The 23,361-nt window shown below is 61.0% G+C and carries 15 protein-coding genes and 1 pseudogene; 4 read left to right on the top strand and 12 right to left on the bottom strand.

Going from position 1 to position 23,361, the window contains the following annotated elements; translation table 11 throughout:
- The 6 genes and pseudogenes from IEX91_RS14380 to IEX91_RS14355 form a co-directional block, all read right to left on the bottom strand.
- Positions 1-491 (bottom strand): annotated as a pseudogene (locus IEX91_RS14380) (hypothetical protein).
- Positions 492-979: 488 nt separating this feature from the next.
- Positions 980-1,222 carry a hypothetical protein gene (locus IEX91_RS14375; RefSeq protein WP_188879843.1) on the bottom strand — a complete coding sequence of 81 codons (243 nt, stop codon included), beginning with the start codon at positions 1,220-1,222 and terminating at the stop codon, positions 980-982.
- A gap of 125 nt (positions 1,223-1,347) precedes the next feature.
- Positions 1,348-1,968 (bottom strand): hypothetical protein, encoded by a 621-nt coding sequence (locus IEX91_RS14370; RefSeq protein ID WP_188879842.1) that lies wholly within the window; start codon positions 1,966-1,968, stop codon positions 1,348-1,350.
- A gap of 279 nt (positions 1,969-2,247) precedes the next feature.
- Positions 2,248-2,655, bottom strand: coding sequence for a PIN domain-containing protein (locus IEX91_RS14365; protein WP_123079108.1), 408 nt, complete (start codon positions 2,653-2,655; stop codon positions 2,248-2,250).
- Positions 2,652-2,882 carry an antitoxin VapB family protein gene (locus tag IEX91_RS14360; RefSeq protein ID WP_123079106.1) on the bottom strand — a complete coding sequence of 77 codons (231 nt, stop codon included), beginning with the start codon at positions 2,880-2,882 and terminating at the stop codon, positions 2,652-2,654. The genes IEX91_RS14365 and IEX91_RS14360 overlap by 4 nt, the downstream gene beginning before the upstream one ends.
- Before the next feature lie 78 nt (positions 2,883-2,960).
- Complete coding sequence (locus IEX91_RS14355; RefSeq protein WP_188879841.1) at positions 2,961-3,881, bottom strand: transcription initiation factor IIB; 921 nt, start codon at positions 3,879-3,881, stop codon at positions 2,961-2,963.
- A gap of 165 nt (positions 3,882-4,046) precedes the next feature.
- Between IEX91_RS14355 and IEX91_RS14350 the strand changes: the two genes are divergently transcribed.
- The gene (locus IEX91_RS14350) at positions 4,047-4,232 is read left to right on the top strand and encodes a hypothetical protein (RefSeq protein ID WP_188879840.1); all 186 of its coding nucleotides are present in this window, start codon (positions 4,047-4,049) and stop codon (positions 4,230-4,232) included.
- A 1,154-nt stretch (positions 4,233-5,386) separates the two neighbouring features.
- The gene (locus tag IEX91_RS14345; RefSeq protein WP_188879878.1) at positions 5,387-5,740 is read left to right on the top strand and encodes a recombinase family protein; all 354 of its coding nucleotides are present in this window, start codon (positions 5,387-5,389) and stop codon (positions 5,738-5,740) included.
- Positions 5,741-5,786: 46 nt separating this feature from the next.
- Here IEX91_RS14345 and IEX91_RS14340 read toward each other — a convergent pair whose 3' ends face one another.
- The 3 genes from IEX91_RS14340 to IEX91_RS14330 all read right to left on the bottom strand — a co-directional run bounded on the left by IEX91_RS14340 (position 5,787) and on the right by IEX91_RS14330 (position 12,446).
- Positions 5,787-6,728: a hypothetical protein gene (locus IEX91_RS14340; protein WP_188879839.1), complete on the bottom strand. Its 942-nt coding sequence runs from the start codon at positions 6,726-6,728 to the stop codon at positions 5,787-5,789.
- A 2-nt stretch (positions 6,729-6,730) separates the two neighbouring features.
- On the bottom strand, positions 6,731-7,903 hold the full coding sequence (locus tag IEX91_RS14335; RefSeq protein ID WP_188879838.1) for a hypothetical protein: 1,173 nt from the start codon (positions 7,901-7,903) through the stop codon (positions 6,731-6,733).
- A gap of 391 nt (positions 7,904-8,294) precedes the next feature.
- The gene (locus IEX91_RS14330) at positions 8,295-12,446 is read right to left on the bottom strand and encodes an Eco57I restriction-modification methylase domain-containing protein (RefSeq protein WP_229772904.1); all 4,152 of its coding nucleotides are present in this window, start codon (positions 12,444-12,446) and stop codon (positions 8,295-8,297) included.
- A 303-nt stretch (positions 12,447-12,749) separates the two neighbouring features.
- On the opposite strand from IEX91_RS14330, the gene IEX91_RS14325 reads away from it, so the two are divergent.
- Both IEX91_RS14325 and IEX91_RS14320 read left to right on the top strand, forming a co-directional pair.
- The gene (locus IEX91_RS14325; protein ID WP_188879836.1) at positions 12,750-14,573 is read left to right on the top strand and encodes a DUF262 domain-containing protein; all 1,824 of its coding nucleotides are present in this window, start codon (positions 12,750-12,752) and stop codon (positions 14,571-14,573) included.
- 45 nt (positions 14,574-14,618) lie between these two features.
- The gene (locus IEX91_RS14320) at positions 14,619-14,918 is read left to right on the top strand and encodes a hypothetical protein (protein WP_229772903.1); all 300 of its coding nucleotides are present in this window, start codon (positions 14,619-14,621) and stop codon (positions 14,916-14,918) included.
- A 30-nt stretch (positions 14,919-14,948) separates the two neighbouring features.
- Here IEX91_RS14320 and IEX91_RS14315 read toward each other — a convergent pair whose 3' ends face one another.
- The 3 genes from IEX91_RS14315 to IEX91_RS14305 all read right to left on the bottom strand — a co-directional run bounded on the left by IEX91_RS14315 (position 14,949) and on the right by IEX91_RS14305 (position 23,269).
- Positions 14,949-15,962 carry a hypothetical protein gene (locus IEX91_RS14315; protein WP_188879835.1) on the bottom strand — a complete coding sequence of 338 codons (1,014 nt, stop codon included), beginning with the start codon at positions 15,960-15,962 and terminating at the stop codon, positions 14,949-14,951.
- 144 nt (positions 15,963-16,106) lie between these two features.
- Positions 16,107-19,853, bottom strand: a complete 3,747-nt coding sequence (locus IEX91_RS14310; protein ID WP_188879834.1) for a UvrD-helicase domain-containing protein — start codon at positions 19,851-19,853, stop codon at positions 16,107-16,109.
- Positions 19,853-23,269, bottom strand: coding sequence for a PD-(D/E)XK nuclease family protein (locus IEX91_RS14305; RefSeq protein WP_188879833.1), 3,417 nt, complete (start codon positions 23,267-23,269; stop codon positions 19,853-19,855). The genes IEX91_RS14310 and IEX91_RS14305 overlap by 1 nt, the downstream gene beginning before the upstream one ends.
- Positions 23,270-23,361: the final 92 nt, after the last annotated feature.

Raw genomic sequence — 23,361 nt, 5'->3', positions numbered from 1 at the left:
TTAGTAGTGGACGTCGGCGGGGACGATCCAACACGACTCGGCGCCGTCGAGAATCCGCTTAAGGCGGTCTCGGTCCCGAACCCCCTGTCCGTGTTCGTCGTAGAGGACGACTGACGGCCCGCGATAGGCGCCAAGATTGTGGCAGGCATGCCGGACGAGGTCCTCGTCACGCATAATCGCCTCGTCGTCGAGCTCGTCCAAGCCCTCGCGAACAGCCGTGAGGTTCTGTTCGAACGCCTCGATGGTCGCCTCCCGGCCAGCCTCGAGGAGGTCTTCGCCGGGTCAGACTCGACCGGCGCCGCGGCCGGCCGCTCACCCCACCGTGCTTGGCCCGCCCCAGTGACGTCCGCCTCGTCGAACGTTACGTAGTAGTCGAAGACGGCGTTGGCGTCTGGGGCGACGCCGACCAGTCGGTCGAACGCAGATTTGCCTGCTGCAAGTGCTTCGTCGCGCGTCGATGCCTCCACAAGTGCGTAGATGAGCATGTGCATCTGTGTCCAACGCACGCCACTCCGGCGCGCGCCACCGCTCTTCGCGCAATAAACACGCGACGCGGGATACACGATATCGGCCGTTCCCGGCCGAAACACGCAGCTTTACACTCGACATGTGGTGTGCCCCTCGATCCGGGACTAGGCAAGAATCAGTACGACCGGACTCTGAGTTCAGACTGTGGGGCGCTTCTCCAGAGCGAGTTTCGCGCCGAACCCGAGAAGGACGCTGCCGCTCGCGACGCCGAGCCCAGCCCCGAGTCCGGCGAGGGGCCGCTCATGATGCTCTGCGTGAGCACGTAGATAGAGCCCGGTCCCGGAGCGACAATGAGGACGAGCGCCACCGGAACGAACGCGAGATGCATCGACGATTCGAGCATATCTACCGATGGATGTGATCGATAGAACACCCGTCAGTATTTCTGTCCGTTCTGCGAGCGACTCCCATCGGCGACCGGTCCTCCAGACGGAGGGCGACATTTCACGGTTTAGTCTGCGTTCCGCTGATCAGCACACCAGTCTAGAATTTCCTCGCGAAGGTCGTCTGGTGTCGGCTCGAACAAGCGTCCGAGCCGCCAGCCAAGATTATTCCACGTCAACTCCTCGAGAACCCCCTCGTACTCGTGTCCCTGCACGGCACGAGTCCATCCTTGCTTGAAGTTTCGACGCCGGCCCTCGGTCAAGTCTTGTCGTTTGTCCTCCTCGAAGGTGAGCCCCTCTATGTCGAACATCGGTGTCAGACATTCTTGTTGGATGGGACAAAAGTGCTTGTGCGAGCGAGAAACATCGACCTCGTCACGAGAATCTATTCGCGTTACTCGTCTAGGCGGATCGGTCGCTTAGTGCTCACACCTCACTATGGTGAGCTTGGGCCGTGGCGTGGTGTTTCGCAGATCCGGCATTCCCAGATCGGCTGTCCCGCCCACTGCTCGTCTGGACTGGTCTCGGCGCCGCGGAAGCGATGGGGGGTTTCACGTTCGCAGTGGCGACAGTGGAGTGGCTTGTGTGTGGGCGTCGCGGACGACGGCTGCCCCTGCTCGTCGGGACGCTGTTGGAGTGCGAGTGCGGGGACGAGCCAGAGCGCGTCCTCGGCCTGCGCATGGACTACGGCGAGTCGCTGCCGTGAGTCGATCGCGTGCCCGGCATCGTCGTAGAGGTACGTCGCGTGTTCCGTCGAGTCTTCGTTATCCCGCCATCGCGTCCGGTCACACGCCTGCTGCAGGAGCCGCTGGCCGGCGTCGCTCTCGACGTGGGCGACGTCGGGAAGGTTGCCCCAGTCGTTGGTGAGGGTTCGCGACGGCGAGCCATCACTCTCCGCGACGAGTTCGCACTCGTGGACCGCGGTGTCGCCCTTCTTCACGAGGAACGAATGCGCAGCGCTCCCTTTCGCGAGTGCGGCGATGTTGGTGCGCGCCGCGACGACTGCGAAGACGAGATGGAGGAGATCCATCTCTGACTCGCCGGCGTCTCGATTCACATCGCGTATCCCGCCACGTTCGCGCCGAGACGACCGACACCTTTCTCGCGCTGTGGGGATGGAGCCGTCGCTAGAGTACGCCGTCGATTCGCCTGCCGTCTCGGGATACTCAATCGCTCCTAACTGATCGCATAGCTCGTCATCTTGCTCGAGGACGTGGTCCGGCTCTTGGGTCGCTTCGCCTCGGGGCTGCAACGCTTCGTCGTCGCGACGACGGTCCGGGTTTCGCGTCACGTTCCGTATTCTCTCGTCTTCCAAGATGAATCTGCGTCGGGCGTCTCAGCGGTACGTTTCGAGGGCCACTCCGTCGATGGCTCCGAAGTGGCTATCACCGGCGAGAACGGGTTCGTCGCGCTCGATGGCTGTGGCGGCGATCGCGGCGTCTCCCTTTCCGATGCCGGGGCCCTCGCCAGGCTCGGAAGCGGCGAGCGCTTCGCCGAGAATCCGACCGGCGCGTCGCGAGATACTCGGTGTCATCGCCACTTGGGGATACGATTCGAGGATACTTTCGACCTGCTGGCGTTCTTCGGCTGTATTTGCGACTTTCCCGACGCCGATGTAAAGCTCCAGGATCGTCATTGCTGGGATGACGAGCGGAATGTTCGCCGCTTCGAGCTCACGCTCTTTGGCGAGTGCCGCCTCGTTCTCGTCGATGATATCGAGAACGTAGCTGGTATCGACGATCACTCGAACCGCTCCGCGACCCGACGGGCTTCGTCGTGATCACGCTCGTCGGCCGCCTCGATCGCATCGCGCATCTCCTGGGTTTGCTCGTCGTCGAAGACGTCCGCGAGTTCGCTCAGCGACCGACCACCGATGAGCCGTTCGACCGCATCACTAAACGTCTCGTCCTCCTGCTTCGCTGCCCGAACGCGTTCGTAGACGTCGTCGTCAAGCCGGATCTGATGCGACATCCCTGTCAACAACGTTGACGCCCTGGCTACTTCACTCCCGCGGCGTCCTCTCGAACTGCCGACCCGCTTCCGCTCGGATTACGGGAGCTCCTCAAGTAGCGTCTCGCGATGATTTCGGACCGTGGTCGTGGTGACGCCTGCGACGTCTGCCACTTCGGTCTGTGTGAGCCGATACTCGGCCTCTTGGGCCGCGTGATAGAGGCAGGCCGCCGCGAAGCCTGTCGGAGACGCCCCCTGTGGGATGCACTCATCCTCGGCGTGTTCGGTGAGCGCTCGTGCTCGTCTTTGGACCCTCTGGGGAACGTCGAGGTCGGAGGCGAGACGTGGGAGATACGCGTGGGGCTGCATCGGCTGTGCCGGAAGGCCGAGGTTCTCGTTCAGCGTCGCGTAGGCGTTGGTCACGCGATTCTCGCCGACGCGCGCGGCCTCCACGACGTCCGCGAGTGGAAGGGTTCGGCCGTTGCACCGGCAGGCAGCGTAGACGCTCGCGGCGGCCATCGCCTCGATCGACCGCCCCACGAGGAGGTCCTCGGACTGGGCGCTCCGGAAGAGCTGGCACGCCTGCTCCCGAAGCGTATTGTCGACGTCGAGGACGCTCCCGATCCGCTGCACCTCCCCGAGACCGTGGCTCAGGTTTCGCTCCTGTTTGGAACGGAACCGACCCCGTTTTTGCTCGCGACGTAGTCGGCCGAGCTGCCGGCGCTTCTTCGCCGAGAGCGTATTCCCGTTCGCGTCGCGCTTCCACCCGATCGTCGTCGAGAGTCCACGGTCGTGGTGCGCCGCCGTGAGTGGGGCGCCCGTTCGCTCGTCTTCGTCGTCGTACACCGGCTCGCCGCTATGATCGACTGCGTGCTCTTCCAGGACGAGTCCGCACTCCTCGCAGACTGTCTCTACTGTGTTCGTCTCGACTCGCCCACCGCACTCCGGGCAGCCATTCGTCTGGTCGTCAGTCTGGACGTCCTCGTCGAACCCGTTCGCGTAGATCTCTCTCGAAGCCATCCTGATCACGAGGAGTCCGTTGAACGCGCTGTTCTACTGGACCCCTCACCCCACCGGGGACGATAAACTGCTGCTGTTGGTTCTCAGTAGTTTAACCAACAGACCGGGGACCTTCGCCGATCTGTTGGTTAACGCCAGGGAGGGGTCGTTTCAAGTGTTTTTGCGGTGGATTTTCTCATTCACGTGATCCACCAGTTCGCGCACGTCCCCTCGCTCGTGCGGAACTGCAACGTCGTCTTCGACGAGCGCCCTTCCAGGGTGGATATCCCGAACGGCCGCGTTCAGCGTGCCGTCACGGCGTACCTGAAGGCCGCGGACTCGCCGGTGTCGACGTTGGAGGCGTTCGTCTAACTCGCCCGTACGACGGCCTCGGTGGTGACGCCGCCGCAGAGCGGGACGCCACCTAGGAGCGCCTCGAGTACGACCCCATGCGCACGTGGTGGGTACATGGCGGAGTGCGCCGCTCCGTTGAGCCCCTCTGGGGCCGACAAACAACTGATAGCGGCACCTCTGTTAACCAACATTCCCGGATCTCTGTCCAGAGTGTTGGTTAGAAGGAGATAGAGTGGTTGTTTCGAGTGTTCGTGCGAATCGAACGAAGAGAAGGAACGGGAGCAGGACCCCCTTCGAGGACACTCGAAATGGAGGGTGTGGCTCTCTCCTCTACCGACGACACTCACGATTCCAGTAGAGGACACTCGAAACGAGGGGTGTGTCTGTTCGTTGTGGTCCTCCTTTGGATGACACTAGACACTCAAAACGAGGGGTGGGGGAATTCTACTCCCCCCAGGATTTCCCATTTCGAACGGCGAAAAGCCGTACAGCAGCTGTGGATTCCGTTAACTCGTGCAATCTGGGGGGTTCCCTACTGGTTGAGCACGACATCAAGCTCTGCGTCGCTACTCCATTCGCGGAAGACTCGTTCGAGATACGTGGGTGCCTCATCTTCACTGACGAAGACGCCGCGGTCGAGAAAGTCCCCAACCGTGGCTTTCAGCGGTCGAACCCCCCGCGAACGTACTCGTCGCTAACAGGCTTGTCGTCGCGCTAAGTGACCGTCTAGAGTGCCCCATGCCCGATCGTCACTACTCGTGTCGCCGCCGTCGCGACGCCCACCATGCCGAACCAGAATAGCCGATACGCCGTCACTCGAACCATCCCTCTCACGTTTGATGGCGTCGCGCGCTCGTGATTGCGTGCTTTCACTTGGAGTCGTGAACGCCACGAGACTCATCGTCCAACCCACTACTCACTGATCACGTCTTCGCGATCCAGGTGGTCACCGACGTGGCTTTCAGCGTGTTGAACCCCCCGCACGTAGCCGTCAAGGCCTCGCCGTCGTTCCGAGTGAACGTCCTGAACCGGTCATGCCTGATCGTCGATGGTCGTATCGCCGTTGTCACGACATCCTCCAGTTCGGACCAGGACACTCGACACACCGACATCTCGAACGGATGATGCGAGCACTGCGATGCGAGTGATCGGGTGCTGCGTCGAATCCCCACATTGTCAGGGAGGACCTTACGCTTCGCCCCGACGAGAGCGACCCCTCCCAGACCGCGCTCTTCCAGCTGTTGGGCGTCTTCGCAGAGCTCGAAGCGAACATGACGCGCCAGCGCACGCGAGAGGGTATCACCGCCCGCCAGCAGAACGAGGCGTACCACCACGGGCCCGCGCCGCTTGGCTTCGAGAAGGACGACGGCGAGCTCATCGAGGATGGGGACTACCACGACGTCGTCGCGACGCTTGAGATAGTCCAGAAGGACGAACTCTCGAAGCGGAAGGCCGCGAAGCGGCTGGAGTGTTCACGGTCGACTATCGGACGGGCGTTGGAGCGATCCGAGCTCTACGGGCTATAGTTCTATAATGAATGCCCTATCATCTCTCCGCGTCTCACAACAAATCTCAGTTCGTTCCATCATCACCGAACGAATCAAAGGTTGATTGGTCGTCTTCTCGTAGATATTCCTCAACCCGCTGGGCCATCACGAGCTCTTCAACGCCGAGGATTGCGCTCATGTGCTCACGCCGGAACTCGTATCGATGTGTATTGACCTTCTCGCATGCGCCAATATCCTGTAAAAACTCGAAAGCAAGCTCTAGGTCACCGGCTCTTACGTTGTGGCGCGGTGCAAAGAAGTCCCGAACCTCCGCGCGTGATACTCGTACACCGTCCTCGTGGTCTAACGCCCGTTCCCCCCAGATATCGGTCACCGCCATTGCGAGTACCTCCGGTTCCATACCCTCGGTTAGCATAATCTCGTCCGGTGGATTCTCTGGGAGTGAGACGCCGACCCGGAGTGCTGATTGCATCGCTCCGTCATCATTGAACTCTCCACCGAGTACACGGAGGTTCCCGCCATAGTCCTGAGTCATCAGTACTGCGTATGTTGTTAGACGGTCGAATGCTTCGCGGAAGCTCTCCGAGTCACTGTACAGCTCCTCAATAGTGTCTTCATCCATATCCTGGTATACGATAATAGATTCTACTGACGATACTGATCCATCATATTCCGTCTTGTCGCGGACTTGCGCGTTCTTAAGCTCCTCTTCGGCGGTTTCGATTGACACCTTGGCGCACTCTGCCATTTGGTCAATGTCGCGCTCAGAGATGTTGTTTCCACTCTTGATCTCGCACAGCACGCAAGTCGAACCATCGTAAAGAACGATGTCTGGCTCAGCTTTTAGGTCACGGCCTTCAGACGCATCTTCGAATACAGGGAACATCACGGGTATCCGGACTCCTCGGGAAGAAAGAGGTGGATCAGCGCGTGCGGTAACAGCGGAATAGAATAGGTTGTACGTATTGACCTCGCGTCGTTGACGCTCTCCCGCTGTGAGGGTCATGGTTACTGGATCGCCACCGGATTTTGATGTTTCTCAAGCGAGTAGGTCGAGTCAAGCTCGCTGTAGACCTCTCGAACGAACGCTCGAAGACTCAGCGAAGAGGTTGACTTCCGTGCATACAACACGATATTAGGTGGCTCCAAGGCCACGTCGAATGTCTCATCGTGTTCTGTGTCGAATACACGGATTTTCGTTCCCCCGTCACGGATTCCATGCCGGTAGCGATTCCCGTTTAGGACATCACTCTCCAGTTCGTCGATCAGATCTTCTGGATCAGCGTCATCCCGATCAGGGTCAGCTAGCTCAACAGCAGTGAAGCCGTCTACAGTAAATCCGTTATCCAGATCATCCAGTGCCGCTTCAAACTTGACTTCGAACCGTGCTTGGTCCAGTCTTTGGTAACCCTCCGTGATTCCCAAAAGCGTTTCAACTGCCTTCGGCTCCGATCCATCCCGCACCGAACGCATGGAGATCCGACCGGTGTTCGTATTCGCCCCTTGGATCGCAGTGGTCGGTGAATTGGTTTGATCGAAGTCGATCCGCGTCGGCTTTGCATCAAAGGCATCCTCTGCTGTCTCTAAGTCACCGGGCTCCGCGCCAGTAAAGCGGAGGGTCGCGTTTCGTTGGCGATTCGGTGCATGGTACTTGGCCGTGAATCCGGACACACGGGAATCACGGATATCACCGGTGACCTCCTCAAGGTCGTCAGACGACAGGTACAGACGTTCGACGCAGGGAAGATAGCTTAGGAACCGCTCAATGGTTTTATCGCGCCAATCAGAGTGTACAGTGGTGAGGACCCAAAGGTAGTCTTCTTCGCTATTCCCATTCGTCGTCACGAAAAGGAATTCGTCCTCTCGGCCCTTATCCGGCGTCGTGATGGTGACGACAGAGAGGTCGTCATCAGCGACGTCCTCAGAGAACGTGTGTTCCTCGGCGAAGTTCGTCGCGTGCCCGGTGATGGAATCGTCTTCAGTGAACTGATGGACCCAGTGATCAAGGTTGCCAATCTCGAAGCCCTGATTATCGCAGAGATATATATTGAGGTCGGTTTGCCCGCCGCTTCGTGTTCCCTTATCCTCCATCTCCTCGTCGGTTTTAACGACGTACTCAACGAGCTCGTGGAGAATCTCTCGTTTTGATTTGTTTGCGTATTCGGCGGGGTCCATATCCATTGAGGAATACTCCTTGTATACTAGTTTTAGCTGCGGCCGTTTTATGCTACGATTCTAGATTAAACGTGTTCTTTGTATTGACAAGAGCCTTGTCCATGCTTCACTTACATGAACTCTCCTCTCATGGGTACGAATCACTCTCGCGTGTTCTCTCAGCAATCAGGGTAGAGACAAACCTACCGCACGCTGATCGATTCGCACTGCTGCGGGGACGCTTCTGGGGGTTGCGATGGGCGGCGTCGACGAACACGCAGAATTTCGCCGTATGCGCTGTGATTGCCTTAGTCAACGTCGATAGGGTCTAGCGTATCGTGACCTATTGCGTGTCCCTCTGCTACTTAAGCCCGGCATGTACGGTTGAAAGAAGAAAACGACACGTGAGCGTTGGCGGTTACTCGGGATAGATGGGGAGTGAACGGATTGACTCGTATTGTGAGTTAAAGCGTTCTACGAGTTCGCGATCTCGTTCGTTCTCGACTCCGTAGAGGGAGAAGACAGTGTCATCAATCGTCTCTTCGTATTGCTCGATGGCTTCGGATTCGAGAGTCTCTTGGTCGGATTTGAACTCATTGAGGGCGTCTGAAGCCACGGTGTCCGTGAGTGGAACCGGCACAGTGAGCGTCGTTCCTTTTTCGAGTGTCGTCCCGTCAAGCGCCTGCTGGACATATTCGAACTTCGCTTCCGAATCGATCACGGATGAGTCGACGATTTCCCCGTCAATCTCGAACGCCGGTTCGCCCTGGAGGTCGGATTGCTTTCCCGGACTGAGCGTCACTTTCGACGACGCCGTGTAGCTGAACGAGTGGAATTCGACCCCGGACTCCCGCGCGTCGGCGATGTAGGGGTCGGGGAACCGTTCAATCTTCAGTTCCAAGTCCTTCAGCCGGAGGATGTTCTCGACCGCGTCCTCAATGGTGTCACGATCGTCGCCCTCCGGGAGGACGACGGGCCACTTCGACGTGTGGTCTTCGATGTAGCGGTAGGCCTTCCCGACGTGGATCCGCGAGTGGAGCTTGTGATAGAACTCCACGAGCGACGAGTTCAACACACCCGCTAGTGCGCGTTTCCGATCCTCGTCGAGCATGATGGCGTAGACGCTCACATTGTGCGGGGCCATGTGTCCAGCATCATCGAAGCAGAGCTTGTTGTACTGGACGAGGTCCCCCGTCATCACCTTCGGTTTCGGAAGTGTCTCGATGTTCTTCCGGTACATATACCGATACCACCACAGGTCCTTGTCCTGCGTGTCAAGGTATTCGGCATTGTCTCGCAGCGCGTCGCTCAACCCGCCGTACTGACGCGAATTAAGCGTGTCGGCGTCCCCGTCATCAATCACACCGAGGTCGGCTGCGAGCGTCGCATGGAGGCGACTCCGTTCTTTCGACTCGTCACCAAGCAGCTCGAGAATAGCCGGGTCGGTGAAGTACCGCCATGTCTGTTCGTAGTCGTCTCTCAACTCGGTCGGTTGGACGAGACGCGCACGATCATCTCCCTGTACGTACGGGACGATGACGAGGCGATCGTTCCAATCGGGGAGCCACCGATCGACGTCCTCCCCATTTATGTCTACCTTGATCAGGTCCGTTTCAAGAGTAAACTGTTCGTCGTAACCAGATGGGGTAACACTGATCGTGGGGAGGTCGTGTAGTGTCTCTGGTGTGACTGAGACAGTTGGGTTGACAACGTATGCGCCGTCACCGCTAGTCTGGATCCCGACACGAATATTGTCACCTACAACGTCTCCAACATGCTCTTGCTGGTTGTCCCGAATGACTTTCCGATCACCGAGTCGGGCGTCCATCCCATTCTCCACACGGTCGATTACGCCGTACTCACGAGCCGAACAAATTGGCCAGACGTCGACCTCGGGGAGTTCTGCACGGACGGTCGTCTTCCCCCCAGTCTCCGTCTCGAATTCCTCGCTCACGGACTCGCAGACGACTGCACCGTTGTCGACTTCGACACGGCCTCGGAGTCGGTCGACGTCAACGTGGAAGAAATCCACTGCCGTCGTCGGTTCGCGTCGGCGTAAACAGTCTGCGAGTTCGAGGGTACTCCCGTCCCAGTCACGGACGCGGGCGGCCTCAATGTCGTACGTGTCGTCGAACGCGTTGTTTTCGATGAACGAGCTCCAGTCATCATTCTCGGCGCGTTTCTCGACCGTCACGATGCTGGAGTACGTCGTCGCGCCGTCAAAGAGCTGGTAGTCGGTGAAGTCGACGATCTCCTTGATCCGGTTCTTCGCGAGCAGACCCCGAATCTCCTTCGACCCGTCGTTGGTAAGATAGCGGTTGGAGACGATGAACCCGAGCGTCCCTCCCGCCGAGAGCATATCCAGCCCGCGCTCCATGAACTGCATGTACGTGTCCGTCTCCTTCCACGCGGAGGCATACTGTTGTTTCAGCCGCCGTTCCTCCTCCTCACCCTGATAGCGGCTGTGCTTTGACACCCACGGCGGGTTTCCGACGACGTACTGGTACGAAAGGTCGTTCTTTAGCGTCGCACTCAATACGATGTCCTCGACAAGCTTCAACAGACGACCGTCGTCGTACTCGTTGCGCAGCTCGCTGACGGTTTCGAGGAAGTCGTTCGCACACTCCGTAAACGCCGACGTGACCTGTTCGACGTTCGTACTCCGGTCGAAGTACGGCTCGAAGTACGGCGAGAGCTCAGACGTTTCGATCGAGTTAACGTCGTCTGACGCTCGGTCCTTGACGGCGTCGAATACTGCGAGTAACCCGGAGAAGTAGTCCTGACGCGACTCAACCTCGTGAGCGGTCCGTTGCTGTATGGATTGGAACTCAGGAAGTTCGAACGTCATCGGGACGAATTCCGAGCCATCCTTCACGGGAAGCGTCATCGTGAATTCGATCGAATCCTCGCCGTGCGACGCGGTGAGCGTCTGTTGTTCGCCTTCCTCAACCTGCGTCTCGTCGACGAGTGAATCCGCTCGATAAATGGGGAGCCGTTTGAGGACGAACTCGGGGTCAGACTCGATTGCTTCCCTGTACTCCGGGAGAATCTCCGTCATGAACCGGATCTGTGAGAGGACAACCGCGAACGGATGGATGTCGATCCCGACGATCCGTGCCTTCTCACAGAGGTCCTTGAGCGCGGTCTCCCAGTCGGTATTCGGGCCACGTGCGTTCTTGTATCGGCGGAGCGCTTCGACAATGAACGTCCCAGACCCACACGCAGGGTCGATCAAACGGCCGTGACTCTCGCCCTCGTATCCAGAACTATCAACGATGTAGCTGACGAGGCTTGGGTCAGTATAGAATTCGCCCAGCGCGCGTCGCGTCTCCCGGTCGAAGTACTGCTGATAGAGTTCGCCGAGGGGGTCTCCGCTCATTCCACCGAAGTCGAACCGGCGGATCGCGAGCAGGAACTCGACAAACCCCTCCCCAAGCCGTTCGACTTCGTCGGGCCACTCAGTATTGCGAATCTCCTTCGGGGTCTTTTCAGCGGCTTCTTCGGCAGGCTTTGTCCACCAGTAGTAGATGTCCTGCTCGAAGACGGATTCGACGAGCTCGTCCCGCATTCGAGACATGAGTCGGTCCCCCATGAGGAGATAGGAGACGGGTTCGACGTCACCTCGAAAGTCGACTGTCTCCTCAGTGACGAACCGAGAAAGGTTGACGTTCGGGAAGTCGTTGTCCTCACACGCTTTTGCGAGCATGAGTCGCCCGAGGAGCGATTGAACGGTCTCGATGCAGAACATGAGCTTCTGCTTGTTGTCCGCACTCCCCGCGATCTCCCTCCAAGGTTTCGGGATGTCGTACCATCCGGGGTCCGACGCGTAGTATTCGAGCCAGAACTCGTACGCGCTTCGTGGGAAGTTGTCCTCCGCGCCCTCTTCGAGATAGTAGTCGAGAAGCTCGAAGGTCCGTTCGAGTGTCTGATAGAATAGCGTGCCCGATTCGAGGCGAAATGTATCGAGAAATTCGTTCTGGCCGACGTCCTCACCATTGATGACTTGGTCGATTGCGACGGTATCGACCTCATCGAAGTATCCCTCGACCGTCTCCATTGAGTCGAACTCGAACGTCGGCTTCTGGAGCTCTTCGAGCGTCTCATAGTCTTCATCGTGGAGGTCGTCAAGTGGACGGCGGAACCGACGACTCGCTCGATTTCGGCCACCCCGTTCGTAGACGATCAGCTCCTCCCCATCAGTTAACACCCCATAGTCGGCTTTTAATGGGACTACGTACTGGTCCCACAGCTGGTCCTTGTGATCGGCGAGATCTTCCTTACGAGATGGTTTCTTGAACTCAACGACGAAGATTACGTTCCCATACTTGTCCTTGCAAAAGTAGTCAGGTCGATCGCCACCTGCGATATGATTCTCGGTCCGGACGTCCGTCGGAACACCGATGTACCCCAGCTCTTCGAAAAATCCCGCGTTCTCGAAGAGGCTAGTTACTTCCTCCTCTTCCAAGTCGGGCCGATCTTGTACGGCATCGTGAATTTTCCCTAAGGTGTCTCTCATTTTCTGGATGCGTAGGGAGTCTATGGCTTTCCCCTTATACTCTGCTACTGGCATGCTGTTGACTAATGGTCCCGTCTTGCGATTTCAACTTGGGGCTCGTAACACTGCGATCACTGCCATTGGGGGCCCTGAAACGTGGTGAACCACTGTGAGGTGATATTCACGTAGTGGGACTCACTCAAAGAGTTTGACAACCTGCTCGTAGTGAGCAAGCAGTGCCCCTAGTCGTCACAACCCAGCGTCGATTTCAGGTCATGCAAAGAAGGCATCTGAGGACTCCCAAACACGAAATGCCGAGAAGGTGCCTTGGTGTGGCTACAACGGGTTATTTAGTTCGTCGAACCGGAGGTGGCGAGCATGGCTCAGCAGTCGATGAGCATCATCGACGCCGTCGACGACCTCAACGAGAGTATCTTTCTCCCGGCGATCCAGCGCGAATTCGTCTGGGACGCCGACCAGATCGTTCGACTATTCGATTCGGTGATGCGGGAGTATCCGATCGGTTCGTTCCTCGTCTGGAAGCTGAAGGGCGACGCGGCGGCCGACCAGATCAAGTACCGTTTCGTCCGCCACTACATCGAGGACAGCGTCTATCCGGAGAGTCCGGACTTCGACCAGCTTGACCACCACAACCCGAAGGTCCCTGCACAGGAGGAGACGACCCTCCCGGACATGCAGCGACTCGTCCTCGACGGCCAGCAGCGACTGACCGCGTTCTACATCGGCCTCCAAGGGTCGTTCACGGAGAAGCGGAAGTTCGCGCAGTACAAGAACCCGAACGCGTGGACGCAGAAGCAACTCTACTTGAATCTCTTCTCCGACCCGGAACAGGAACTCGAGGACGAACTCGGCCTCCGATACGAGTTCACGTTCAAGAACGAGGCGCCCGAGCCCACCGAGGACGCCTACTGGTTCCCGGTGAGTGAGATCCAGGGCGCGGACACGGCGGTCGACGCGATGCAGATGACCGACGACCTCGGGATAGAGGACTTCCCGAAGGAGAAACGCTACGACGCACAGCAGAACCTCCACACGCTGTTCGCAGCACTCGCCGATGACACCCGGATCCAGTACCACGAGGAGACGACCGAAGACCAGGAACGCGTCTTGGACATCTTCGTCAGGACAAACGAAGGCGGGACGCCACTCAGCAAATCGGAGATTCTTCTCTCGATGGCGACAGCAAGATGGACGGAGTCGGAGACCGAGAGCGAGAGCCTCAACGCTCGCGAGGAGATCACGAGTTTCGTCGACCGTCTGAACCAGTACCATGAGGAGAAGGGGTTCTCGTTCAGCACCGACTTCGTGCTGAAGTCGCTACTCGTCCTCTCGGACCTCCCACCGGAGTACCGAATCGCGAACTTCACGAACGCGAATCTGGGGCAGATGAAACGCGAGTGGCTCGAGACGACCATCCAAAATGATATCCTCGCCGCGCTTGACCTCGTCGTCGAGTTCGGACTCGATAGCCAGAGTCTGACGAGCTCGAACGCCCTCATCCCGATCGCCTACTACATCCATCACCACGATCCCGACCTCTCCTGGGAGTCGAAGACCGGGAGTGAGAACCGACGGCAGGTCCACTACTGGCTCACCTCTGCTCTCCTCAATGGCACGTTCAACTCGCGACCGGACGAAGTGCTACAGGACTCTCGGGACGCGATCCAGGAGTCCGGCGGCGAGTTCCCGCTCGAGGAGATACACCACCAGATGCGTGGACGCGGGAAGGTCGTTGGATTCAGCCCGGACGTCATCGAATCGCTACTCGACGAGACGACGTACCGCTCGCAGAAGTCGTTCCTCCTGCTCTCGCTCCTCTACTATCCGGAGCCGGTGAAGCAGAATGTCACCTACCAGCGCGACCATATCTTCCCGAAGAGCGTCCTCGATGTGGAGACGCTCGTTGACGAGTACGGGCTCTCGGCGGAGACTGCCCAGCGCTGTGAGAACCGCCGCGACGTCGTCGCGAACCTCCAACTGCTGACGCCGAACGAGAACGCAGAGAAGAGCGACGTTGACTTCGAGGAGTGGATCTCGACACGTACGGACGAGTACTACGAGCGACACCTGATCCCGACCGAGGAACGACTCCATCGCATCGAGAATTTCCCCGAGTTCGTCGAACGCCGCGAGCAGCTGATCCGTGAGAACGTCGCTGAGAAGTTCAGTAGCTTCGAGTAGCGTCCCGAGCCGTATCGTTTTGTACACTCGCTGAGAGGATCGGCCATGGTCCGGGCCTGGGTGACGACGATGAGCACGGACTTGGAGGCTGTGGTGAACCCGCTCGCGGCGGCGTGCGAGTCCGGGTACGTCCCAGATGAGCTGCGCGTCCTCCGGAATCCCGGTGTCGGCGACCGCTTCGACACGATCACTTCGATGATGGAGCGCGTCGTCGTCGAGTACGGTGGCGACGACCCCACACTCGAGGTGACGGACCTCGATTCCGAGACAGACTTCGAGGGCATCGTCGAGCACTTCCGCACCCCCATCGAGGCGATGGACGACGCGGCTTGTGTAGCTACGTGAGGGAGGGATTTTGAGAGACCTTAGCAGACTCTAGCTCATCGGTTCCGGTAGTTCGTACATCGCATCCAGCAACTCGGGGGAGTGTGCATCAACTTCATCGACAACTGATCTCACAGAACGATATTCATCAACTCCCTCAGGCATTTCGTCATCGTTATACGCATTTTCAGGCCCGAACAATACGGTTTGGACATTCGGTTTTTTATAGGTCGCCAGTTTCTTCGCCTTCGACTTAAGGTCGGAATCAGTCGCCTTAGTCACCTGCGCAAATATCTTCTGACCACCACTCGTTCCGACAATGTCGACATCGCGGAGTGTTCGACCGACTGGAAGCAACTGTGTATAGCTCCCATGATTGTCCGAGAGACGGAGATATTCGTTACAAATGACCTCTAGTTGGGACGGGGCGAGTGGGTCACTCAAGTCATCTATCGAATTATTAATATTCCGAAAAGATCGATGACCTGCGTCAAATGCCTTTAGATGGGCTTCAGCGACATGCCAATCGCAGAACGAGTGATGGCGGGGACGGACAGCAGAGAGAAGTGGATAATCCGTTAATGAAACTTCCTTCGGTTCTCCGTATGCGCCACAGCCGACGAGAGGTAGAGCTTTGTAAACCCATTCATCTTCGAGTTTATCCGGGAATTCGTCCTCATGGACGTCCGGAACCCCCGCTTCCCGGGCAGCTTTCTCGGACTCGTAAACAGATGGGGTTTCGCCCTGGTGATAGTGGATTATATGAATATTAGTCTCGGGATCGATTCGTCCGATAACCATCCGATCCCTGAATTCATCAATCTTGTTTCCGTAATATGCGCCGATGATTACGGGCCTGTTCTCATCACGGACATTCCGCATTCGTCTAACTTCCTGGTAGCCCCGGGACCTTCCGTCGTCCCCATACGTGGTCTCGTCAGTGCTAGGAGAGTCGTCCCAGTTGATGGCAATATAGTTATTATCTTTTAGCCAACGAATTCCCTCACCATCACCACCAAGCTTGTGCCGAGCAAACATCGTCCTTGCCGACTCCTCAACGGACATGGATAACTGAACAGATGTCTATTGAATAATACTTCCCACGTCTACCAATCGTGAGCACCGGAGGGGTGCATACCTTGCGTCACAACCGGAATGCTAACTAATCCGCTACCGACGCATAGCTGTCTTACTTATAGGACGACGATATCAGGATCCTCCTCTCAGTGCTGCAAAAGCGCGCTGGTCAACTGTATTCATCAACTCATCAAGCTCGGAGTTCTGCCACTCGTACTCCCGCGTCACGCCTGCCTCAGTGAACAGGAGCGTCGCGTGCACATCTCGCTCGGCATCGCTCTGGTGGAGCGCGTCGGCGTAGGCACGCATCTGCCAGGCGTACCCGCGTGCTTTCTCATCGATCGCCTCCTCGCTGGTCACCTTGTTTGTCTTATAGTCGACGATGTGGTAAGCGTCGTCGGTGACGCGGAGACGGTCAATATCGCCGTACACCTCGCCGTGTTCGAGCTCGGCGCGCACTGTCCGTTCGTCGTCGACGACCGCGTCGTCGAGACCGTCAAGGTAGTCGCGAGCGACCTGATAGTGGCGCCGTAATTCGTCGACGTCGGCGTCGCTCACACGCGTCGTCGCGACGTCCTCCTGGGCGGCAAACTGTTCGAGGAGGCGACAGAGAACCTCCTCTTCGGCCTTGACGTCGAGCTCGACGGCTTTGTGGAGCGCGCTCCCGAAGACGTTTCGCGGTAGGTACTCGTCCGTCTCCTCGGATTCGCCAGAGTCCTCGTCGCTCGCGTCACGCGGCGGGCTATAGGAGACGTACATCCCGGTGTGGTCGACGCTGATCTCGCCGGGCGCGCCATCCTCAATGAGCGACCCGAGATACGACGCGGCGATGCTGTACTCACGGTCGCGCTCCCAGGCGGCGACATCGCGTTCGAGACGCGGTGGGTCGTGCGCGTCGACGCGTGAGAGCGTCGTGTCGTCGCACGGGAGACGCACGTCGAGGGGATGCTCGTCACCGATGGTGACACGGCCGCGTTCACTGAGCGTGTCGACCGCGTCGTCGTCGAACACGAGCGGTGCGAGGAGGTCGTACCAGTTCGAGGGGTCCGCGGCGTCACCGCGGTCGAGTTCGGCGATATCGCCGTCGTCCGTCGAGGTGGTCCCGACGAGGTAGAGGTGGTCGCGGGCGCGCGTCATCGCGACGTAGAGGATGCGTTTCTCCTCGGCGACGGATTCGCGCTTCCGAGCGAACTCGAGGCGGCGCTTCAGGATGGTGTTCGTTTGCGCGTAGGGGTCAGTCACGTCTGGGCCCTTGATGCCGACGAACGGCTGTTGGGCGTCGCCAGCGACGTCAGCGAGCGTCTCGAATTCGACGGTCCCGTCGCCATAGCCGGGTCGGAGGTTGAAGTCCGTCGCGAGACCGGGCACGAAGACGGCGGGGAACTCCCGACCCTTCGCGTCGTGCACCGTCATGATGCGGACGCCATCCGCATCTTCCGGGACTTCGGCCTCGCCCTCGCGAGTCGAGAGGTCGACCTCGCGCTCGATACGCTCCAGAACTGCCGGGAGCGTCTGGAGGCCGTCCTCACCCCACCCCCGTAATCGCGAGCGGAACTTCTCGACGTTCGCGACCGCCTGTTGGCCCCGGTCGTCGGTCGCGAGACTCGCGTGAAAGCCGGTGTCCGCGATAATCTCGCCGAGGAGCGCGTCCCACGTTTCGACCACGGCCTCGCCGTCGTCGACGCCGGCGAGTCGCCGCCATCGCTCGAGCTGGTCGCGTGCGTCCGCGAGTCGCTCGTCGTCCGTCTCCCCGAGCGCCTCCCAGAGAGCGCCCTCGCCGAGGTCGTCCGTGTCGATGTCGGTCCAGAGCGGGACGATGCGGCGGTCCTCAAAGCCGAACAGCGGCGAGCGGAGGACGCCGTAGAGCGCGAGGTCGTCACGCGGGTCGGCGAGGATGGCGAAGAGATTCCGGAGCGCAACGACCTCGGTGCGCTCGTAGAACCCGATCCCTGAGGCGACCGTGTAGGGGACGTTCAACGCGGCGAGAGCGCGCTCGTACTCCTCGAGATGCGTGCGCTTTCGGAGCAGGATCGCGACGTCCGACGGCTCGAGGTCGGTCGGCTCCTCGACGGGCGCGCCGTCCTCGTCGGTGCCGGTCGTCTCGTAGCGCTGCGTGCCGTCATCCAGGACGGCCGCGACCTCGGCAGCGAGCGTCCGTGCGTCGAGGGTGACGTCTTCTGCGGGATGGTCGACCAGCGCGTGGTCATCCGCGAGCGCCGACTGTCGTGTCTCCGTCTCCTCCGGCACGAGGACGAACGTCGCGCCCGTACTGATCGCGACCTCATCCGAACGGTTCGGCGTGAGCGCCTGTGGCGCCGGCTCGAAGCTCGTGTCCGTAGCGACACCAGTCGGCACCGCCTGGTACTCCTCGGGGATGTCGCCGAAGAGGTCGTCGAAGAGGCCGTTGATGGGTTCGAGAACACCGGGAAGCGAGCGGAAGTTTCGGTCGAGACCACCATCGCCATCGACGGGCTGGAGGTCCTCCAGCGAGGGGAGCGTCCGTGTGTTATTCGCATCCTCGAGACGCCGCCGTTCGCGGGCGAACTGCGCGACGTCAGCCCCTCGAAAACGGAAGATACTCTGTTTCTCGTCACCGACGACAAAGACGTTGCACGCGTCGTAGTCGTCGTCGAGTGACGTGAGGAGTTGGACGAGTTCCCACTGGCGCGGGTCGGTGTCCTGCACTTCGTCGAGCATCACGTAGTCGAACTCCCCTTGGAGGTCGGCGCGGACTTCGGGGTGGTCTTCGAGGAGTTCGGTCGCTTTGTCGATGAGGTCCTCGAAGTCGAGGACGCCCTCGCGACGCTTGCGCGCCTGGTAGCTCTCGTGGAGGTCGCAGAAGAGCGAGGCGAGCGCGACGTAGTAGGGCGCGGCGTTCCGTTCGACTGCGAGGCGGTCACCGGTCGCCCACGCTTCGACCGGGAGGACGTCGGTGAGCGTCGTCGTCGCGCGCTCGTACGACTCGGCGTTCGCGTTGTCCCAGTCGTCGTGACCCGTGTACGGCCACGCATCGAACGCTCCGTAGTAGGCGGTCCCGCCGCTGGTGAGCGCCTCACAGAGCGTCGCGGCCGCGTCGTGGACGGCGACGTCGTCCATCTCGTCGATGGACGTCCCGTACGTGTCGACCATCGCCGCGACGTTTCCCGCGATTGTGAGACGGTTCCCGCCGGCGGATTCGGCAGCCGCAACCGACTGGACATCTCGGAGTGCGTCTTGGACGGCGGGCCGCCCGAGGAGGTCGCGCGCTCGGTCGACGTCCACGTCTGCGAAGCGCTCGCCCACGTACTCGGCGTAGGCGTCCGGGGACGTGTCGGCCCAGCAGTTAGCCCACTCGCGGGCGCGGTGGTGTTCGGCGAGGAGGTCCGAGAGGAGTTCCTCGAGACGGTCGCGGTAGTAGAGCTCGGTCAGGCGTTCGAGACGCGGGTCGTCGAGGTGGTCGTCGACGAAGCGCTCGACGGCGTCGAGCTGTTCGCCGCGTGCGCCCGTCTCCTCGATGACGTCGAAGCCGACTGGGACGTCCACTTCGAGGGCGTACTCGCTGAGGAGCCGCGAGCAAAAGCCGTGGATCGTGTGGATGTACGCCTCCGGGAGCGCGTCGTGGTGGTCGCGCCACGCCGCGTAGGCCTCTCCGTCGGTGGTTGCGAGGCGGTCGCTGACGGCGTCGCGAACGCGCTCCTGGAGTTCGGCCGCGCCGCTCTCGGTGAACGTGATCGCCGCTACCGAGTGCGGTTCCGTCTCCGTCTCCTCTAAGAGTTCGAGGTAGCGGCTCGTGAACGTCGTCGTCTTCCCGCTCCCCGCGCCCGCCGTGACCGCGTAGTTGCGGTCGTACGCGAGGACGGCGCGCTTCTGCGCGTCCTCCAGCTGGTCGAAGTCGACCATCAGTTCGCACCTCCGTCAGCGTAGGCGTCGAGGTCGACGTCCTCGTCGGTCGCTCGTTCGGAGATGTAGTGCGTCGACTCGTCGAGTTCGTCGAGGGTGTCCTGGGTGGTGTGGTGGCGGACGTCGCAGGTGTGGCGGAACGCACAGTCTTCACACCCCGCCACACTCTCGGAGAGGAGCGTCGGCTGGAACGCGCCGGCCTCAGCGGCGGTCGCGATCCGCCCGACACGCGTCGCAGTGACGTCGTGGACGAACGCGCGGAACTCGGCGCGCGTGTCGAGCGGGAGTCGCCACGACTGGGAGAGCGACGGGACGAGCGGCGGGCCACTCTCCGGGTCGGCAGCCTCCCGTGAGGCGACCTGGCTCACGACCGGGTCGATGTCGTCCGGGGATTTGAGCGTGTAGTAGGAGCCCGCGACCGTCTCGTGGGACTCGCCCGTGCGGCGTTCAAGTGCGGTCTCGAGGGCAAGCCCGTAGAGGGGGAGCTGGAGTTTCAGGCCGCTGACGACGTCTTTGCGACTCGGCGTACTGCCGGTCTTGTAGTCGCGCACGTGGAGTTCGTTCGCGTCGCTCGACGCGACGTCGACGCGGTCCGCGATGCCGCGAACGTCAACCGGACCGTCGGGCGTATCGACCGTCGTCGGGTCGTCAGAGAGGAGTTCAACGCCGTCACGGTGGACGCCCAGTGCGCCCTCGAAGTACGTCGGCTGCGTCTTGACGCCCGTCTGTCGCTCGCGTTCGGCGTCGAGGAAGCGCGCGAGGAGCCCGTCGCTCGACGCGGGGCCGGAGTGATAGTAGTCGTTCTCGGCCGGGCCGCCGAGCCCGGAGAGAAGGCGACCGACCGTGCGTTCTGAGAATGGGGTTTCTATCTCGCCGAGGTCGTCGAGGTGGTCGAGTGCGGCCTCTAGGAGCGCCGCCTCGAGCGCGTCCGCGTCGTGGGCGGTGAGGTCGACCGGCTCGTCGGCATCGTCCCGGAGACGACGGTAGAAGTCGGCGAGAACGCGATGGACGTACGTTCCACGGTCAGCGCGAGTGATGCCCTCCTCGTCGCCGTAATCCTCGTCGAAATCGAGGACGCGTTTCGCGTAGAAGACGAACGGACAGCGGGCGTAGTCCTCGAGTGCGCTCGGACTGTACGATTCTCCCAGATCGGGAACGGTCTCGAGGATGGACGAGACCTGTGCGTCGTGCGGACTGACGCCCGGCTTGGAGCGACGCCACGAGGCGGTCGCGCCCTGTGTCGCGAATCCCCGCGCAGTCTCGGAGAGCCCTGTCGCGGCGTCGAGCGGTTCGGTTGCACGCTCGGGGTCGTCGAACGTCTCCCGGGACGCCCACGACCCATAGGCCTCTTGGACGTCCTCACTGACCACGCGCGGAAGCGGGTCGCTTCCCTCCGTATCCGTGGCGTCGCGGTCGACGTAGCGCTCGAGTTCGGAGACAACCGGGGCAGGGACGTGCTCGGTCCCGTCGACGGTGTGCTTCGGGACGGAGAGCGTGGCGTCCGCAGAGCCCGTGAGAAGCGTACCGAAGATGGCGCGGGCGCGCCGCCCCGTGTGCTCGCGGCCGAACTCCTCGTCGGCGTCGTTCACGGCCTCGAAGAAGCGCATTGTGTCCGACTCGGTCGGGAAGTAGCTCGTCGTCAATCCGAGGACGAAGCAGTGCTCGAAGGACGCCATCTCGGCCTCCGCGAGCGGGTAGACGCGCGTGTAGCCCGGCTGTTGGCGCGGGCCGCTCACCAGTTCGGCGAGGAGGGCGCGTCGCACGCGCTCGGCAGGGTCCTCGTCTGCGAGGTGAGTAGCGACGCCCTCGAAGGAAGCAAGCACACGCTCGATGGCGCGCCACGCGGAGCGCTCGTACTCCGGGCGACGCGACCCGTCCGAGCGCGCCTGATAATCGTCGACGGCGTCCCCGACACCGAGGTCAGAGAGAATCGTGCGGAGATCGTCAACGAACGACGCGAGCGATTGCGTCTCACCGTCGAGCGCATCGCGGAGCGTGCGGAGTGCGCTGGCCGTCTCGTCCGCACCTGGGTCGTCAAGTTCATCGAGTGTGTCGAGGAGGTTCTCGAGGGTGTCGTCGGGCGTGTCCTCGGCCGTGCGTTCGATGACGTTCGGCTCGATGCCGACCTGAGTGAGGGAGCCGAGGGTGTTCGCGGCGAGCGTTCTGAGTGGCGCGACAGAGGGGGCGTCCCCGGCGAGGTCAAGAAGGGCTCGGGCGGCGTCGCCGACGAGCGTCTGCTCGATACCGATCTCGTTGACGAACGTGAACGGCACGTCGTAGGCGGGAAGGACCTCGGCGAGGACACTCCGATAGGTCGCGCGGTCGGTGACCACGACCCCGATGTCGGACGGGTCGACACCGCGCTCGAGGAGGTCGCGGATGCGTCGTGCTGTCGCCCGAACCTCCTCGCGTTCGGTGGCGGGTTCGGCGAACGTGAGGTCGGCCTGGTCGGCCGTGTGCGTCTCCGAGTCCGTGGAGGGCTCGTAGAGCTGACGGACGGTGTCGAGACGGACGTCGTCCACGCGACGGGATGTCCGGTAGTCGAGGTCGAAGTCGAGTGTGCGATAGACGGAGAGTGCGCGTTCGAGGCCGGCGTCGATGCCGACGCCGTCGAGTGAGTCGTGGACGAGCGGGAGAACCGCGACGGTCGGATACGCCCGCGAGAGGCGGGCAACAATTTCACGCTCGGCGGGTGCGAGCCGCGTGAGTCCGTCGAGGACGACGACGTCGGCCGCGTCTGGCACGGCATCGAGGAGCGCGTCGTCGTCGAGGAGCGTGAGATACTGGTCGGCAACCGTCCGGCGCCACGACGGGTGGAGGTCGCCGCGAAGTCGCTCGTACTCCGTGTAGAGGTCGGCGAACGCAGTCGCCTGCGCGTCGAGCGGAGTCTTCTCGCCCGGCGCAGGAGTCTCGCGAAACGCACCGTAGAGCGCGTCCGGGTCGACGGCGTCGCTCCCGTGGTGACCTGCGGCCGAGAGCGCCCCCTCAATGGCGTCGGGGGAGTCGTAGCCCGCGTACTCCAAGAGCGAGAATATCCCCTGCACCTGGTCGATGAGGTCGTTCGACGGCGACTCAACCGCCGCGAACGGGCCGTCGCTCGTCGCGGCGCCGTACTGCTCGATGGCGGCCTCGACGAGGCGGAAGCGCTGGGCGCGAGTCAACGTGCTTTGGGCGAGTTCGCCCGTCGCGCGCTCGAAGCACTCGCTCACGTAGCCGTCGAGCGTCGTGCACGTCAACCGAAGCTGGTCGTGATCGGCGCGCCAGCGTGACGACAGCGTGGTCGCGCGCTCGCCCGACTGCGTGAGACAGAGAACGCTCCCGGGCTCTTCGCCCGCTGTCTCCGCAGCCCACGCGAAGGCCTGCTCGGTGACGCCGTCCGGGTCCGGACCGGAGAGCAGTGTACGAGTATCACTCACGAATAGGCACTACAGGGGAACTGTCAGCCGCGGCCATCAATCTATGTGCATCTTGAACGGAGCGTTGACCGCAAAACTAACGCGGTTGTGGC

Source organism: Halarchaeum nitratireducens, from assembly GCF_014647155.1.
GTDB lineage: Archaea > Halobacteriota > Halobacteria > Halobacteriales > Halobacteriaceae > Halarchaeum > Halarchaeum nitratireducens.
This window is presented reverse-complemented; position numbering and strand designations above follow the sequence as displayed.